Here is a 15,178-nt window from a genome sequence, read left to right as displayed (position 1 = left end):
CCTAGACCCGCAGCGGCCGATATCCCCGCTGGGATACGGTTCCGGTGTGCACGTCGTGATCATGGGCTGTGGCCGCGTCGGTTCGACGCTCGCCCGCAGCCTCGAGGACCGCAACCACACGGTGTCCGTCATCGACAGCGAGCCCGACTCCTTCCGGCGCCTGGGCCCCGAGTTCAACGGCGACAAGATCACCGGCTACGGCTTCGACCAGCAAGTGCTGGAGAAGGCCGGGATCCGGCGGGCGGACGCCTTCGCAGCCGTCTCCAGCGGTGACAACTCCAACATCATCGCCGCACGTGTCGCCCGCGAGACGTTCGGCCTGCAGCAGGTCGTCGCCCGCATCTACGACCCGGGCCGCGCCGAGGTCTACCAGCGGCTCGGCATCACGACCGTGGCGACCGTGAAGTGGACCGCCGACCAGGTCCTGCGCCGTATCCTGCCCGCCGGCGCGGAGCCCGACTTCCGCGACCCGTCCGGGACCATCCGCGTCGACCACATCCCGATCCCCGAGCTCTGGATCGGCAACCGGACCGTCGAGTTCCAGATGCAGTCGCGCAGCCGGATCGCGTGGATCGACCGGCTCGGCGAGGGCATGCTGCCGACCCGCGAGACGGTCCTCCAGGAGGGCGACATGCTCCACATCGTGATCCGCGAGGAGAACGCCGCCCACGCGTACGCCGTGCTCGAGGCCGGCCCCGAAGACGACTGAAGGAACATCTGAGACATGCGCGTCGCCATCGCCGGAGCCGGAGCAGTGGGCCGCTCGATCGCCCGCGAGCTGATCGAGAACGGCCACCAGGTCCTCCTCATCGACAAGAACCCGTCCTCGATCCGCCCCGAGCGCGTGCCCAACGCCGAGTGGCTCCTCGCCGACTCGTGTGAGCTCTCCTCCCTCGCGGAGGCCCAGCTCGGCAAGTGCGACGTCGTCATCGCCGCCACCGGCGACGACAAGGCGAACCTCGTGACCTCGCTGCTGGCGAAGACGGAGTTCGGCGTCCCGCGCACGGTCGGGCGGGTCAACCACCCGAACAACGAGTGGCTGTTCACCGATGCGTGGGGTGTCGACGTCAACGTCTCCACGCCGCGCATCATGTCGGCGCTCGTCGAGGAGGCCGTCTCGATCGGTGACCTCGTCCGGCTCTTCACCTTCCGACAGGGCAACGCCAACCTGGTCGAGCTCACGCTGTCGGCAGACTCGCCCTACGTCGGCACGCCGGCCGGACTGGTGCCCTTCCCCGAGAACTGCGCGCTCGTGACGATCCTGCGCGACGGGCAGGTCTACACCCCCGAGGCCGAGCAGCCCCTCGAGTCGGGCGACGAGCTGCTGTTCGTGGTGCCCGCCGAGGTCGAGCACGAGCTCGAGCAGCTGCTCTCCCCCGGTCACGCCTGACGGATCAGGCCGGCGACGCGTCCGGCTCGACCGGGGTCCTGTTGCGCGAGAGCAGCCAGACCATCGAGCCGAGCGCCGCGAGCTGGAGCGGCCAGCCGAGGACGATCTTCAGCACGCCGAGTGCGGCGACCGCGGCGTCGGGGTCCATCGAGCCCGAGCTGCCGGCCAGCCAGATCGGCGCCTGGATGATCACCCGGAGGACGCACGGCGCGACAAGCATCCAGGTGAGCCGGTTGCAGAGCCGCACGATCTGCTTGTCGGAGTGCCACGCGGTCGCATCGCCGGTGATGCTGCCGACCATGAACCCGACCAGCGGCCAGCCGATGAGGCAGGTGAACGCCAGCACCACGGCGTACCCGCCGTTGTAGAGCAGGCCGGGCAGGAAGTAGGCGAGCGCCTGGTCCTGCTCCGAGCCGCCGGACGCGGCCGAGCGCTGGACGAAGAACCAGCCGATGCCGATGCCGAGGAGCGCGTTGACGACGAACTGCACCGTCGAGCGCTGCACGAGGCGGACGACCAGCAGGACGAGGGCCGCACCGATGCTCACCATCAGGGCGAGGTCGAGGTCGCGCCTCGTCAGCCACGTGACGGTGAACAGGATCGTGGGCACCGCCGCCTCTGCCATGCCGCGACGGCCGCCGAGCGCCTTGGAGAGCTGCTGGCGCACCACTGCCTCGACGGTGTCCGTGCTCGTCACGGGCGCAGCTCGTAGCGCGGGTTGAACATGATCGGTACGCCGCCCTGGCGGCCGATGCAACCGGCAACGGTCACGGACCGGCCGGGGTCGACGCCGGTGATCCGGCGACGGCCGAGCCACACGACCGTGATCACCCCCGAGCCGTCGTCGAGCTCGGCCTCGAGCGCGGGAACGCCGCCGCGCGGGCGCAGGGTCACCGTACGGAGGACGCCGTTGACGACGACGTGCTCGCGCTCGGGGGCCTCGGCGATCGCCATTGCCTCCGACGTCGCGTGCGACTCACGCAGGTCTCGCTGGTGCGCCTCGGAGCTGTCGGCCCACCTCGAGAGGGCCTGCCGCAGCCGGCTCTTCTCCCCCACGGCTCACCTGACCCGGCGTGCGTCGTCCGGCAGCGTGACCGGCAGCGGCTCGCCCACCGGCATCGCCTGCTCGCCGCGGCGTACGACCACCTGGGCGAGCGCGTCCTCCCACTCCGAAGTGGCGTTCGGGTCGAGCGCGGGCCGGCCGAGGAACGAGGCGCGCAGCATCCAGCGGTCGCCGTTGATCCCGAGGATGCGCGAGGGCTGGGTCGCGGTCGTGCCGTCCGGCCGCTTCACCGGCATCTGGCAGACCAGCTCGGTCCCCCATCGACCCTCGCGCTCCGTCGCGTGCCCGCCACGGCGGACCATGTCCTCGGCGATCTGCGGACGGACGTCGGACCAGAGGTCGCCGTTGCGGGGCGCCGCGAACGCCTGGAACTCGCACGCGCCGTCGGCCCCGGCGAGCATCACTGCGCGCACCTGACCGCTCTTCTCGTCGACCTGGAGGCGCAGCTCGCGCTCGGCGATCGCCGGCACCAGCAGCGAGCCGAGGTCGGCGCGCTCGACGCCGTCGCCCTCGACCTGCGAGACGTCGAACGGACCGGAGGCTCCCGAGGCGGGAGCGGCTCCCTCGCCCGCAGCGGCGTCGCCCTCGTCCAGGGTGGCCGATCCCGCGGCATCCTCCGCGGACGCCGGGGCGGCCTCTGCCTTGCGGCGGAACTTCACGTCAGCACTCCTTCGATCAGCGCTCGTCTCGACTCCGGATCCGGCTCATGCGCGCGAACCGGTACCCGTAGAACCGTAGCCCCCGGCGCCCCGGACCGACTCCGGCAGCACCCCCACCTCCACGAACCGGGCCCGCTCGAACCGCTGGATCACCAGCTGCGCGATCCGGTCGCCGCGGCGGAGCGTGACAGGTTCGACGGGATCGTGGTTGATCAGCATCACCTTGATCTCACCCCGGTATCCCGCGTCCACCGTGCCCGGCGTGTTCACGATAGACAGCCCGTGCCGGGCCGCGAGCCCGGATCGTGGGTGCACCAGCGCGACGTACCCGTCCGGCAGCGCGATCGACAGGCCCGTGGGCACCAGTGCGCGCTCACCGGGTGCGAGCTCGATGTCTACGGCGGTGTGCAGGTCTGCCCCGGCGTCCCCGGGATGCGCGTACGCCGGGACCGGCAGGCCGGGATCGAGACGGACGACCGCGACATCCAGGTCGTGGCGGGCAGGTTGGCTTGGGTCGTGGTCGGGCACGAGGACTGAATCTATAGGCTCTGCGCCGTGGACTACGCCGAACGCCTCACCGTTCCGCTGCGCTGGTGGGCGCAGGGCACGATGCTCGTGGCGTCCCTGTGGCTGGCTCTCGTCGTCGCCGTGCCCGAGCCCCTTGCGTGGGCGGTCAGCGGCGCCGCGCTGGCACTCATGGTCGCCCTGTTCGTCACCTACGGACGGGCCCGCGTCGCCGTGACCGGCACGACCTTCCGCGCCGGTCGCGCCCACATCCCGCTCGATCTCGTCGGCGAGGTCACGGCGCTCGACGCGGACGGCGTACGTCGCCAGGCCGGCGTGGACGCGGACGCCCGGGCCCACCTCGTCCTGCGGCCGTACCTCAAGCGCGGCGTACGGGTCGACATCATCGACCCTGCCGACCCGACCCCGTACTGGCTCGTCAGCTGCCGCCGCCCCGACGCGATCGTCTCAGCCTTCGAGGCGGGGCGGGCGCGTCGAACCGCTGGGTAGGGTGACGGCATGGCGTCTTCCTCCACGGACAGCAACAGCAGGTTCTACTCAGCGTTCTCCCTCGCTGCCGCCATCGGCGCCGCAGCCGTGGCCAAGAAGGGGCTGAACTCGACCTGGCGCGCCGCCACCGGCAAGAACCCTCCCGCGAACCCGGCGGACCCCGACGTCAGCCTTTCCGAGGCCGTCATGTGGGCCGCGCTCAGCGGGACCCTGATCGGCGTCGCCCGGATGCTGGCGACTCGCCGCGCGGCGCACTACTACGCGCGCTCGACCGGCCACCTACCTCCCCAGCTCCAGAAGGACGACCAGGACGCCGACAAGGCACCGGCCCCCCAGTCATGACGTCGAGCTGACCTGCTCGGACCTGGATCGGTCTGATCGATCCGGACGGCGCCGGAGCCGCGCGCGCGTCCGCTCGCGCAGGCTGCCTGTCCGGCCCAGGCGTGCGGCGGCAGGTCCACGACGCCGCCCTCCCGCTGCCTCTCGCCACCCTTGCCAGTGAGTCTCTGGGCGACTCAGGGTCGCTGAGCCCATCTCGTGTCGGCACCCTTGCCGGTGAGTCTCTGGGCGACTCACGGGCAAGGGGCCGGGTCGGGGTGCTGGCGTGCCCGAACTGGGCCGGGGTGGGCCGGGGCCGGGTCGGGGTGCTGGCGTGTGCCCCGGGGTGGCCGGGAAGTGTCCACAGGGTGGGTGCTGGCGGGCTGGGTGGGGGTGGTTGTGGATGACGGGGTGCGGGGTGTCGGTCGTGGGGCGTGGGATGGCTCTGAGGCGGCCCCGGGTGGCGGGGCCCCCGGGGGCAGGAGAGGGTGATCGAGGGTGCGCGAGACGAGTGGGGACGAGCCGGCCCGGGAGCCGGCCGGGGAACCGGTCCACGAGCCGGAGGCGGGTCCGGTGCTGGAGCCGGTGCTGGAGCCGGCGTGGGATGCGATGGTGAACTGGTCCGAGGCCGAGCGGGAGTGGTGGTTCATGGGCCCGTTCGCGGGTCAGGTGCCGGGGCTGGTGCGTCGGATCAGGCGGATCCTGGACGTGTCGCAGCGGGGGCTGGCGGGCTTGTTGGGGGTCTCGCAGTCGGTGGTGGCGCGGTGGGAGACGGGTCGGACGAGTCCGCGGGTGGCGGTGGTGCAGCAGATGTTGCAGCTGGCCGGGCTGCGGGTGGGCTTCACGGATGCGGAGACCGGGCAGCAGGTGGTGCCGATGCGTGCGGATGGGGCGCGTACGCATGCGGGGAGCCGGTTCCCAGCGCATGTGGACCTGCGGGCGCGGGGCTGGTGGCTGCCGCGGCGGTTGCGGGCGATGACCTCGATCGAGGCGTGGCAGTGGCTGGATCGTTCGCGAGCGGCGAGGGACCCGGCGGTCGGGTTCTGCCTCTCGCCGCACGACAAGCGCCGTGAGCGGGAGCGGTGGGGGGTTCCCGACGACCATCCGGCGGTGCACCAGTTCGCCGCCGAGGTCGAGTGGCGCGAGGAACAGCTCGAACGACGACGCCAGGAGATCAAGCGCCGCCGCGCCGGCTGACCGCCTGGCCGGCCGAACCAGTGGGACGCTGCCGATGCGTGAGGAGCGCGGAAGACCCGTCAGCACTGACGACACCAGGTCCGGGCACGACACAGCGCCCGACCCCGACGGGGCGGGCGCTGTCGCGAATCAGAGGGTGACGCCTGTTCAGATGCAGTCGCGGCAGATGAGCTTCTTCTCGTCGGCCAGCTGCGAGCGGTGGTGCACCAGGAAGCAGCTCATGCAGGTGAACTCGTCGTCCTGACGAGGCATCACCTCGACGGCGAGCTCCTCGTGCGACAGGTCGGCACCCGGGAGCTCGAAGGACTCGGCCGCTTCGGTCTCGTCCTCGTCGACCTTGCCTGAGTTCTTGTCGTGGCGGCGGGCCTTGAGCTCCTCGATGCTCTCCTCGCTCTGGTCCTCCTCGGACTTGCGTGGTGCGTCGTAGTCGGTGGCCATCGGATCCCTCTCCCCATGCAGTGGTCACGTGCAAGCCGGATCGCGGCGGGCCGTGTCCTTTTGTGCGCGTCGTCGGCGCCAGATTGTGCACCATGAACCGGTTCCTTGGTGAGCCGGTCCGCAACGTGTCGCCTGAACAGTGGACGACACCCCGCTATTCCCCGTGGCGCCGGGTGATCCGGGCCACCTCTACGGGTGTGCGATCACGCGAGGAAGCCGGCCTTCCCGAGCGCCTCGACGAAGCTGTCCCAGCCGTCTGCCGGCGCGCCGACGACCACGTGACGGACCGAGTGGCTGCCGAGGGTGAAGGTCCCGTCGAGCAGAGCGAACCGTCCGCCTGCCTCGCGCAGGACGAGGCCCCCGGCGGACCAGTCCCAGGGCTGCGGACCAGCCTCCACGTAGCCGTCACCGCTCCCCTCGGCGACGTGGCACAGGTCGAGCGCACACGACCCCATCCGGCGGATGTCGCGCACCTCCGGCAGCAGGCTGGCCACGCAGCGGGCTTGGTGCTCACGCACCTCGCGCTGGTAGCCGAAGCCGGTCAGCACGAGCCGCTCGCCGAGTGGCGGAGTGGGGCGTACGGCGATCAGGCGGCCGTCCCGTGTGGCCCCGTGGCCGAGGGCCGCGGCGTACTCGAGGCCCGTCGGGATCGTCACCACGGCTCCGGCGACCACCTGGCCGTCGACCTCGGCCGCGATGGAGACCGCGCAGTCGGGCAGGCCGTAGAGGTAGTTGACGGTGCCGTCGATCGGGTCGACCACCCACCTCACGCCCGACGTGCCGGGGAGGTCGTCGCCCTCCTCGCCGAGGATCGCGTCGTCAGGTCGCAGCGCGGTGATGCGCGAGCGGATGAGGGCCTCGACCGCCCGGTCGGCCTCGGTGACGACGTCGACGGCGCTGGTCTTGGTGTCGGCGACCTCGATGCCCTGGCGACGCATCGTCCGCGCCAGCTCGGCGCCCTCGTGGGCGAGGGTGCGGGCGAGGTCGCGCAGCTCGGGCGCGCTCGCGCTCACGAGTCGCGTCCACACAGGGCCGGACGCGGGCCCCGCGGGTTCGGGCAGCAGCCCGCTCCGCAGAGATCCGGTCCGGGGGGCATCGACCCCACCGTCGGGCGTGCAGGGTCTTCTCCACGCTCGGCAGCGGCGCGCTCGAGCACGAGCTCGCGGATCATCGCCACGAAGCGCGGGTCCGTCCCGGCGGTCGCCGCGCGCACCACCTCGAGGCCGAGCCGCTCCGCGGTGGCCCTCGCCTCGGTGTCGAGGTCGTAGATGACCTCCATGTGGTCGGAGACGAATCCGATCGGCACCAGCACGACGCCGCCCACCCCGTCGGTGGCGAGCTCTTCGAGATGGTCATTGACGTCGGGCTCGAGCCACGGCGTCGACGGCGCACCCGAGCGGGAGCAGTAGACGAGGTCGTGGCGGTGGGCCCGACCCGTCGCCTCACGCACCCGGCGCGCGACCTCGTCGACGGCGCTGCGGTGCTGGCGGACGTAGGCCCCGCGCGGCTGGCCCTCGGCGTCGAGCGAGCCGCTGGTCTCGGCCATCTCGGTCGGGATGGAGTGGGTGACGAAGACCAGGCGTGCCCGGTCGCCGCCGTCGGGGAGCTGGGCGAGCGCCGCGAGGCAGGCGTCGACGGCCGGCTCGATGAATCCGGGGTGGTTGTAGTACTGCCGGAGCTTGTCGAGCCGCGGCGCGCCCTCGACCTGCTCGACGGCGTCCCAGAGGTTCTCGCGGTACTGCCGGCACGACGACCACGACGAGTACGCCGAGGTGGCGAAGACCGCCGCCCGCTCGACGCCGTCGGCGGCCATCTTTGCCAACGCGTCGGCGAGGTAGGGGTCCCAGTTGCGGTTGCCGAAGTAGATCGGCAGGTCGATCCCCTGGTCGGCGAGGTCCTTCTCCAGCGCGGCGATCAGCGCACGGTTCTGGTCGTTGATGGGGCTCTTGCCCCCGAAGAGGAAGTAGTGCTCTCCGACCTGCTCGAGACGCTCACGCGGGATGCCCCGCCCACGGGTGACGTTCTCCAGGAACGGCACCACGTCCTCTTGCTTCTCGGGACCCCCGAAGGAGAGCACCAGGAGAGCGTCGTACGGCTTCACGTCGGGGTGACCCGCAGGATTCATGACGCCAGCGTAGAGCGGCCTACGATGCGCCAGATGCTCGACTCCTACCGCCGGGTGCTGGCGCGCCCGGGCGCCTTCGCGTTCAGCAGCGCCGCACTCGTGGCGCGGCTGCCGATCTCCATGGTCGGGCTCGGGATCGTGCTGCTGGTCGAGGAGCGCACCGGCTCCTACGGCCTCGCGGGCACGGTGGCCGCGGTGTTCGTGCTCGCGGAGGCGGCGTTCGCCGTCCTGCACGGACGGTGGGTCGACCACTTCGGCCAGGCGCGGGTCCTGCCGCTCGGGATCTCGGTCTTCGGCGCCGGGCTCGCCCTGATGATGCTGGCGGTCGAGCAGGACTGGGCGCGCCCCTGGACGTACGTCTTCGCCGCCGTCGCCGGGTCCTCGCTCCCCCAGGTCGGCGCGAGCGTCCGCACCCGCTGGTCCCACCTGCTCGACCAGCCCGCCGACAAGCAGACCGCGTTCGCCCTCGAGGCCGTCCTCGACGAGGTCGTCTTCGTCGTCGGGCCGGTGCTGGTCACCCTCCTCGCCACCGGCTGGCACCCCGTCGCCGGGCTGTCGTTCGCCGTGGCGAGCGGCGTGCTGGGCACCTTCGCCCTCGCCGTCCAGCGGCGCACCGAGCCTCCCGCCGGCCGCGCCTCACCTGCCGCCGAGCGCAGCCCCATGCCGTGGCGGCTGGTCCTGCCGCTCGCGCTCGTCTGCCTCACCCTCGGCGCGCTCTTCGGCGCCGCCGAGGTCACGACCGTGGCGTTCGCGGAGGAGCAGGGCGCGCGGTGGGTCGCGGGATGGCTGCTGGCGACGTGGTCCTTCGGCAGCCTCGTCGCCGGGCTGGTCACCGGCGCCGTCGTGTGGCGCAGCGGGCCCGACATACGCCTGCGCTGGGGCTCCGCGGCGATGGCGCTCGCGATGGCTCCGCTCGCGTTCGTCTCCTCGATCCCCCTGATGGCGGTCCTGCTGCTCGTCGGCGGGCTCGCGATCGCACCGACGCTGATCAGCGCGATGACGATGGTCGAGCAGGGCGTCGCGCCGGGCCGCCTCACCGAGGGCATGGCCATCCTTCACACCGGAATCGTGGCGGGCGTGGCCCCGGGCGCGAGCATCGCCGGATTCGTCGTCGACCACCACGGCGCCTCGGCGGCGTACGCGGTCGCGCTCGCGGGCGGCATCCTGGGCGCCCTGGCCGCGCAGACGGCCCGGCCGCGGCGCCGGATGCCCTAGCGTGCCGCCATGACGTCCCCCGTGCGCGGCCACCTGTGGCGGAACTGGTCGGGCCTCGAGGAGGCGGTGCCCCGCCACGTGGCCACCCCCGCATCGGTCGACGACGTCGTCGACGCCGTACGCCGGGCGCGCGCCGACGGACGCACCGTCAAGATGGCCGGGACCGGGCACAGCTTCACCGCGATCGGGGCACCCGAGCACACGCTGCTGCGCCCGGACGGGCTCGAAGGGGTCCTGTCGGTCGACCGCGCCGCGATGACGGTCACCGCCCGCGCCGGGACCCGCCTGAAGGACCTCAACCTCGCGCTCGAACGGCTCGGCCTGTCCCTGCACAACATGGGGGACATCGCCGAGCAGACGCTCGCCGGCGCGACGTCGACCGGCACCCACGGCACCGGCGGCACTGCCGCGGGGCTCGCCGCCCAGCTGGCCGGACTCGAGGTCGTGACCGGCACGGGAGAGGTCGTGGGCGCTTCCGCGACCGAGAACCCCGACGTCTTCGACGTCGCCCGCGTCGGGCTCGGCGCGCTCGGCATCCTGACCAGCCTCACCTTCCACGTCGAGCCGCTCTTCGTCCTCGAGGCCCACGAGCAGCCGATGACCTGGGACCGCGGGCTGGCGGCGTACGACGACATGGTGGCCGCCGCGCACCACGTCGACCTCTACTGGTTCCCCCACACGGACCGGTTGATGGTGAAGCAGAACGTCCGCACCGACCTCGACCCCGGCGAGCAGCAGCCGCCGTCCCGTGTCGCCGCCTGGTGGGAGGACGAGCTCGTGTCCAACACCGTCTTCGGCGGGCTGTGCCGCCTCGGTGAGCGCGCTCCCGCCCTGGTCCCCCGCATCAACCGAGTCGCCGCTCGCGCGCAGTCCGAACGCCGCTACAGCGACCTCGCGCACCGGGTCTTCGTGACGCCGCGCCGGGTGCGCTTCCGTGAGATGGAGTACACCGTCCCCCGCGAGGTCGGGATCGACGTGCTGCGCGAGTGCCGGCGCGTCATCGACGCCAGCGACTGGCGAGTCGCGTTCCCGGTCGAGGTCCGCACCGCGCGAGCCGACGACATCCCGCTGTCGACGTCCTACGGACGCGACAGCCTCTACCTCGCCTTCCACGTCCCGGCCGGCACCGACCACCGGGCCTACTTCGGCGGCCTCGAGCCGATCCTGCGCGACGCCGGCGGACGGCCGCACTGGGGCAAGGTCCACACCCGTACGGCCGCCGACCTCGCGCCGGCGTACGACCGGTTCGACGACTTCCTCGCCCTGCGCGACCGGCTGGACCCGGACCGCGTCTTCGCCAACGACCACCTGCGTCGCATCCTGGGCGACTGAGGGGCGACGAGTCAGACGCTCGCGGGTCCCTTGGGCAGGGGCGCGCGCCAGCCCCGGACCATCGCCAGGAGCCGCCACCCGAGGCAGGTCGCGAAGCCCGCTGCGGCGACCACCACCAGGGGCAGGTCGGTGCGATCGAGGAGCACCGCGACGGTGGCGCCGGCGAGCGCCGGCGTGCCGTAGAGGACCCCTTCGAAGATCACCGGCACACTGCCCGCCAGGACGTCGCGGATCATCCCGCCACCGATGCCGGTGACCATGCCCATGAGCGCGGCGGACAGCGGGTCGAGGCCGTAGTCGACGGCCTTCAGCGCCCCGGTCACGCAGAACAGGGCCAGCCCGAAGGCGTCGAGCAGGGCGACGGGCCGCTCGAGCCGCCCCACGGTCGGGTGGAAGACGAAGGTCAGCAGCCCGGCCGCGACCGGCACCAGGATGTAGCGCCAGTCCGCGAGCGCGGCGGGCGGGGTCGCGCCGATCAGGACGTCGCGGATGAAGCCCCCGCCCAGCCCGGTCACGCCCCCGAGGACGAGCGCCGCGAAGATGTCGAGGTTCTTGCGGACGGCGACGAGCGCACCCGCGACCGCGAAGACGAAGATGCCGATCAGGTCGAGCACGACGAGGGTCGTGGCGAACTCCGTCTCGGGCACGGTGGAAGCCTAAGGCGCGCCGCAGGCGTGACGGCGCCCGGGCACCCGGCTGGCGTAGGCTCGAGCAGACCACCCGCCCACGCACCAGGCAGGAGCCAGCCGTCGATGGCCAAGCTGACGTTCACCGGACGCAGCGTGGACGGCAAGCGCCTGCTGCTGGTGGACGACGCGGGCCAGGAGCACACCCTGGCGATCGACGCCCGGCTCCGCAGGGCCCTGTCGAGCACGCCCGAGAGCACCGGCCAGTTGGAGATCCCGATGGAATCAAGCCTCCGCCCCCGCGACATCCAGATGCGCATCCGCGCGGGCGAGAGCCCCGAGGCGGTCGCGCACGCCGCCGGCACCTCGGTCGAGAAGATCATGGCGTTCGCCGCCCCCGTCCTCGCCGAGCGTGCCCACGTGGCCGAGCGCGCCCAGCTCGCCTCGATGCGCCGCCGCAGCGGCGACTCCGGGGCCCGCACCCTCGGTGAGGCCGTCAACGCCCATCTGCGCTCGCACAACGTCGACCCCGGGAGCGTCGAGTGGGACGCCTGGCGTCGCGAGGACGGCCGCTGGACGCTGACGGCGCTGTACGACGTGGCCGGCCGGGTCGGCACCGCGACCTTCTCCCACGACCCGCGCGGCAGCTTCGTGACGGTCGACGACGAGGACGCCCGGTGGCTGGTGGGTGACGTCGCCCTGCCCGCGCCCGACGCCGCCGCACCCGACTCCGCCGCCGCAGACGACCTCGCGGCCGCACGCCAGCGCCGACTCAGCGCCGCCGGCGGCGACGTACCCCTCGGAGACGTACCCCTCGGAGACGATGCGATCGAGATGGTCACCGACGACGAGTCGGCCACGGAGACCACGATGGAGCTCTCCACCGACCTCGGCACCGAGCAGCCGATGGAGGCCTACCTCGACGACCAGGCGCGCGGCGAGGACGACGCCGACGAGCCGCGGCAGGACCCGGCCGCAGAGCCGGCCGCAGAGGCGCCCGCCGAGCCCAGGCCGCGGCCCGCGAAGAAGCGCGGCCGGGCCTCGGTGCCGAGCTGGGACGAGATCATGTTCGGCGGCGGCAAGAGCGACTGATCACCCCGTCTCGACGGGCCGCTCCGGGTCGGTGACCCACTCGCTCCAGCTGCCGGGGTAGAGCGCCGCCCGGATGCCGGCCACCTCCATCGCGAGCACGTCGTGGGCGGCGGTCACACCCGAGCCGCAGTAGGCAGCGACAGTGGTCGCCTCGTCAGCGCCCACTCGGGCGTACGCCTCGCGCAGCCGGTCCGGCGGCAGGAACCTGCCGTCCTCGTCGAGGTTGGCCGTGGTTGGCACGTTGACGGCGCCCGGGACACGACCGGCGACGGGGTCGACGGGCTCGGTCTCGCCGCGGAAGCGCTCGGGGGCGCGCGCGTCGACGAGGACCTCGACGCCGAGGACCTCCCCGGCGCCGATCGCCGGCATCTGCTTGGTCGGCGAGACGGTGAACCCGCCCGGCACGGGCCCGGTCTCCCCCGTCTCGACCGGGTGTCCGCCGTCGCGCCACGCCGTCCACCCGCCGTCGAGGACGCGGACGTCGGAGTGGCCGTGGAAGCGCAGCAACCACCACGCCCGCGCCGCGGCCCGCCCCTGCCAGTCGTCGTAGACCACGACGGGGCGGTCCGGGTCGACACCGGCACGCCGCATGGCCGCCTCGAAGCGATCCTCGTCGGGCAGCGGGTGGCGCCCGCCCACGCCCGGCGGGTCGGCGAGGTCGTCGTCGAGGTCGACGTACGCCGCTCCCGGCACGTGGCCCGCCGCGTGCTCGCCGCGCCCGGCCGGTCCGCCCATGACGTAGCGCACGTCGAGGACGGTGACCCGCCCCAGCGTGGCCGCGAGCTCGTCGGCGCTGATCAGGGGCCCGGTGCCGAAGTCGTCGTCCACACCCGGCACGGTAGCCGCCGCTCCGGACGGTCGCTGTGACAGGATTCGCCGGGTCATGGCTGAACTGCACTTCTTCACGGGCACGATGGACTCCGGCAAGTCGACGCTGGCGCTCCAGACCAACCACAACCACGCCGCTCGAGGACGCGTCGGCCGGATCTTCACCACCCACGACCGCTCGGGCCAGGCCGTGCTGTCCAGCCGGCTCGGGCTGACGCACGACGCGCTCGAGGTCGGCGCCGACTTCGACTTCTGGGCCTACGTCGTCGACTCCCTGACCCGCGGCGGCCGGATCGACTACCTCATCTGCGACGAGGCACAGTTCTACTCCGCCGAGCAGATCGACCAGCTCGCCAAGGTCGTCGACGAGCTCCAGATCGACGTCTTCGCCTTCGGCATCCTGACCGACTTCCGCTCGTTCCTGTTCCCCGGCAGCGCCCGGCTCGTCGAGCTGGCCGACCGGATGAACGTCCTCCAGGTGGAGGCGCTGTGCTGGTGCGGCAAGCGCGCCACCCACAACGCGCGCACCGAGAACGGCGTGATGGTCACCGACGGAGAGGTCATCGTCGTCGGCGACGTCGAGCAGGCCGACGAGCCGCCTGCCGGCCCCCACGACGTCGCGTACGAGGTGCTGTGCCGCCAGCACCACCGTCGCCGCCTCACCGCGGCGCGCGCCAAGGCGGTCAGCCTCGCGCCGGAGCCGCTGCCCTTCGGCTGAGGCGACGCGCTCAGCCGACGAGGTTCAGCCGACGAGGATGGGGATCGACATCTCCGTCGACGTCAACGAGCCGTGCAGCCCGACGAGGGTGTCCTCGTAGGCGAAGTCGCGGGTCGACACGATCGCGGTGTCGTCGTGGCAGGCGACCATCACGTCGCCCAGCCGCGGGAGGACGCCCGGCTGCACCGCGCCGAACCAGCCACGGCCGATGGCGTCCTCGCGGGTGAGGACGGTGGCCCGCGGTCCGAGGACCTCGCGCCAGGTGGCGGCGACGTCGTCGACGGCCCCGGCCGAGCAGTAGAGGTGGCGGAACCGCGCCTCCCCGCCCAGCAGGGCCACCCCGTCGCGCATCCCGTCGACCGCGTCGACGTCGACGCGGGCCTCGCGCGGGCCGTCGACCATCCCGTGGTCGGCCACGACGAGGAGACGGGTGGACGCGGGCAGCGCCTCGCGCAGCTGCTCGGCCTCGGCGTCGACCATCGCGAGCTGCTGGAGCCACTGGGTCGAGGCCACGCCGAACTTGTGGCCCGTCCAGTCGAGGTCGGAGTCGTAGACGTACGTCAGGGACGGCCGGGCGGCGGAGGCGCTGACGGTCGCTGCGATCCGCTCGCCGACGCGGTCGGCGCCGACGTACGTCGCTCCCCGCTGCGAGGCGAGGGTGAGGCCGGAACCGTCGAAGTCGCGCTTGTTGACCGAGGTGACGTGGACACCCGCGTGCGCGAGTCGCCCGAAGGCGGTCGGGTGCGGCTGCCACTCGACGGGGTCGACGGACTTGTCCCACCAGAGGTGGTTCAGCAGGCGGTCGGTGCCGGGGATCCGGGCGGTGAAGCCGACCAGGCCGTGCGCGCCCGGAACGAGGCCGGTGCCGAGGGAGGTCAGAGACGTCGCGGTCGTCGACGGCACGCCCGCGGTGCCCGTGGCGGAGCCCTCGAGCAGCGCGGAGAGGTAGGGCGCGGCGTGGGCGTGGCGTACGAGCAGCTCCGCACCCATGCCGTCGACCAGGAAGACGACGTACGACGGCGCCGGCGGCAGCTCGAACCCGCCGGGGTGGCCCCCGAGGGGCGCGCCGAGCGCTCGCGCGACTGCCGGCACGACGTCGGCGAGCGAGCGGTCGCCGTAGGCCGGCAGGGTGAAGCCCGATCCGTCGATCCCCACGGTCACGC

19 protein-coding genes are annotated in these 15,178 nt (G+C 72.7%); 9 read left to right on the top strand and 10 right to left on the bottom strand.

Annotated features, from left to right (window positions below; genetic code table 11):
* Positions 1–46 precede the first annotated feature (46 nt).
* Entirely contained in the window at positions 47–709 is a 663-nt protein-coding gene (locus EXE59_RS17690) for a potassium channel family protein (protein WP_135840077.1), read from the top strand.
* 15 nt (positions 710–724) lie between these two features.
* A complete protein-coding gene (locus EXE59_RS17685) occupies positions 725–1,390 on the top strand; it encodes a potassium channel family protein (protein ID WP_135840076.1) in 666 nt (221 codons plus the stop codon).
* A 4-nt stretch (positions 1,391–1,394) separates the two neighbouring features.
* Here the strand turns inward: EXE59_RS17685 and EXE59_RS17680 are convergent, their stop codons facing one another.
* From EXE59_RS17680 to dut, 4 genes are read right to left on the bottom strand one after another with little or no spacing between them, the layout of a single operon-like run.
* Positions 1,395–2,087, bottom strand: coding sequence for a DUF3159 domain-containing protein (locus tag EXE59_RS17680; protein WP_246056869.1), 693 nt, complete (start codon positions 2,085–2,087; stop codon positions 1,395–1,397).
* Positions 2,084–2,446, bottom strand: coding sequence for an OB-fold nucleic acid binding domain-containing protein (locus tag EXE59_RS17675; protein WP_135840075.1), 363 nt, complete (start codon positions 2,444–2,446; stop codon positions 2,084–2,086). Before EXE59_RS17675 ends, EXE59_RS17680 begins: the two co-directional genes overlap by 4 nt.
* Before the next feature lie 3 nt (positions 2,447–2,449).
* The gene (locus EXE59_RS17670) at positions 2,450–3,112 is read right to left on the bottom strand and encodes a DUF3710 domain-containing protein (protein WP_135840074.1); all 663 of its coding nucleotides are present in this window, start codon (positions 3,110–3,112) and stop codon (positions 2,450–2,452) included.
* Between the two features lie 45 nt (positions 3,113–3,157).
* Entirely contained in the window at positions 3,158–3,640 is a 483-nt protein-coding gene (gene dut, locus EXE59_RS17665) for a dUTP diphosphatase (protein WP_210429059.1), read from the bottom strand.
* Between the two features lie 27 nt (positions 3,641–3,667).
* Here dut and EXE59_RS17660 point away from each other — a divergent pair, with 27 nt between their 5' ends.
* The 3 genes from EXE59_RS17660 (at position 3,668) to EXE59_RS17650 (ending at position 5,641) form a co-directional block, all read left to right on the top strand.
* On the top strand, positions 3,668–4,126 hold the full coding sequence (locus EXE59_RS17660; RefSeq protein WP_135840073.1) for a DUF3093 domain-containing protein: 459 nt from the start codon (positions 3,668–3,670) through the stop codon (positions 4,124–4,126).
* Between the two features lie 9 nt (positions 4,127–4,135).
* Positions 4,136–4,468, top strand: a complete 333-nt coding sequence (locus tag EXE59_RS17655; RefSeq protein WP_135840072.1) for a DUF4235 domain-containing protein — start codon at positions 4,136–4,138, stop codon at positions 4,466–4,468.
* Between the two features lie 474 nt (positions 4,469–4,942).
* The gene (locus tag EXE59_RS17650) at positions 4,943–5,641 is read left to right on the top strand and encodes a helix-turn-helix domain-containing protein (protein ID WP_135840071.1); all 699 of its coding nucleotides are present in this window, start codon (positions 4,943–4,945) and stop codon (positions 5,639–5,641) included.
* A gap of 147 nt (positions 5,642–5,788) precedes the next feature.
* Here EXE59_RS17650 and EXE59_RS17645 read toward each other — a convergent pair whose 3' ends face one another.
* From EXE59_RS17645 to EXE59_RS17635, 3 genes are all read right to left on the bottom strand, one after another.
* Positions 5,789–6,079 carry a DUF4193 domain-containing protein gene (locus EXE59_RS17645; protein ID WP_056600397.1) on the bottom strand — a complete coding sequence of 97 codons (291 nt, stop codon included), beginning with the start codon at positions 6,077–6,079 and terminating at the stop codon, positions 5,789–5,791.
* 203 nt (positions 6,080–6,282) lie between these two features.
* The gene (locus EXE59_RS17640; RefSeq protein ID WP_246056868.1) at positions 6,283–7,092 is read right to left on the bottom strand and encodes an inositol monophosphatase family protein; all 810 of its coding nucleotides are present in this window, start codon (positions 7,090–7,092) and stop codon (positions 6,283–6,285) included.
* Complete coding sequence (locus EXE59_RS17635) at positions 7,089–8,204, bottom strand: ferrochelatase (protein ID WP_135840070.1); 1,116 nt, start codon at positions 8,202–8,204, stop codon at positions 7,089–7,091. The genes EXE59_RS17640 and EXE59_RS17635 overlap by 4 nt, the downstream gene beginning before the upstream one ends.
* 33 nt (positions 8,205–8,237) lie before the next feature.
* Between EXE59_RS17635 and EXE59_RS17630 the strand changes: the two genes are divergently transcribed.
* Both EXE59_RS17630 and EXE59_RS17625 read left to right on the top strand, forming a co-directional pair.
* Positions 8,238–9,419, top strand: coding sequence for an MFS transporter (locus EXE59_RS17630; protein ID WP_168218580.1), 1,182 nt, complete (start codon positions 8,238–8,240; stop codon positions 9,417–9,419).
* Between the two features lie 9 nt (positions 9,420–9,428).
* A complete protein-coding gene (locus EXE59_RS17625; RefSeq protein ID WP_135840068.1) occupies positions 9,429–10,751 on the top strand; it encodes a D-arabinono-1,4-lactone oxidase in 1,323 nt (440 codons plus the stop codon).
* Between the two features lie 11 nt (positions 10,752–10,762).
* Here EXE59_RS17625 and EXE59_RS17620 read toward each other — a convergent pair whose 3' ends face one another.
* A complete protein-coding gene (locus tag EXE59_RS17620) occupies positions 10,763–11,398 on the bottom strand; it encodes a trimeric intracellular cation channel family protein (protein WP_135840067.1) in 636 nt (211 codons plus the stop codon).
* Between the two features lie 105 nt (positions 11,399–11,503).
* Between EXE59_RS17620 and sepH the strand changes: the two genes are divergently transcribed.
* On the top strand, positions 11,504–12,469 hold the full coding sequence (sepH, locus tag EXE59_RS17615; protein WP_135840066.1) for a septation protein SepH: 966 nt from the start codon (positions 11,504–11,506) through the stop codon (positions 12,467–12,469).
* Here the strand turns inward: sepH and EXE59_RS17610 are convergent, their stop codons facing one another.
* Complete coding sequence (locus EXE59_RS17610) at positions 12,470–13,297, bottom strand: sulfurtransferase (protein WP_246056867.1); 828 nt, start codon at positions 13,295–13,297, stop codon at positions 12,470–12,472.
* Positions 13,298–13,352: 55 nt separating this feature from the next.
* Here EXE59_RS17610 and EXE59_RS17605 point away from each other — a divergent pair, with 55 nt between their 5' ends.
* Positions 13,353–14,015, top strand: a complete 663-nt coding sequence (locus EXE59_RS17605) for a thymidine kinase (protein WP_135840064.1) — start codon at positions 13,353–13,355, stop codon at positions 14,013–14,015.
* Positions 14,016–14,039: 24 nt separating this feature from the next.
* Here EXE59_RS17605 and EXE59_RS17600 read toward each other — a convergent pair whose 3' ends face one another.
* Positions 14,040–15,176: an alkaline phosphatase family protein gene (locus EXE59_RS17600; protein ID WP_246056866.1), complete on the bottom strand. Its 1,137-nt coding sequence runs from the start codon at positions 15,174–15,176 to the stop codon at positions 14,040–14,042.
* Positions 15,177–15,178: the final 2 nt, after the last annotated feature.

The organism is Nocardioides eburneiflavus, from assembly GCF_004785795.1.
Lineage (GTDB): Bacteria > Actinomycetota > Actinomycetes > Propionibacteriales > Nocardioidaceae > Nocardioides > Nocardioides eburneiflavus.
The sequence above is the reverse complement of the archived record's forward strand: the minus strand, read 5'-3'. Positions and strand labels throughout refer to the sequence as shown.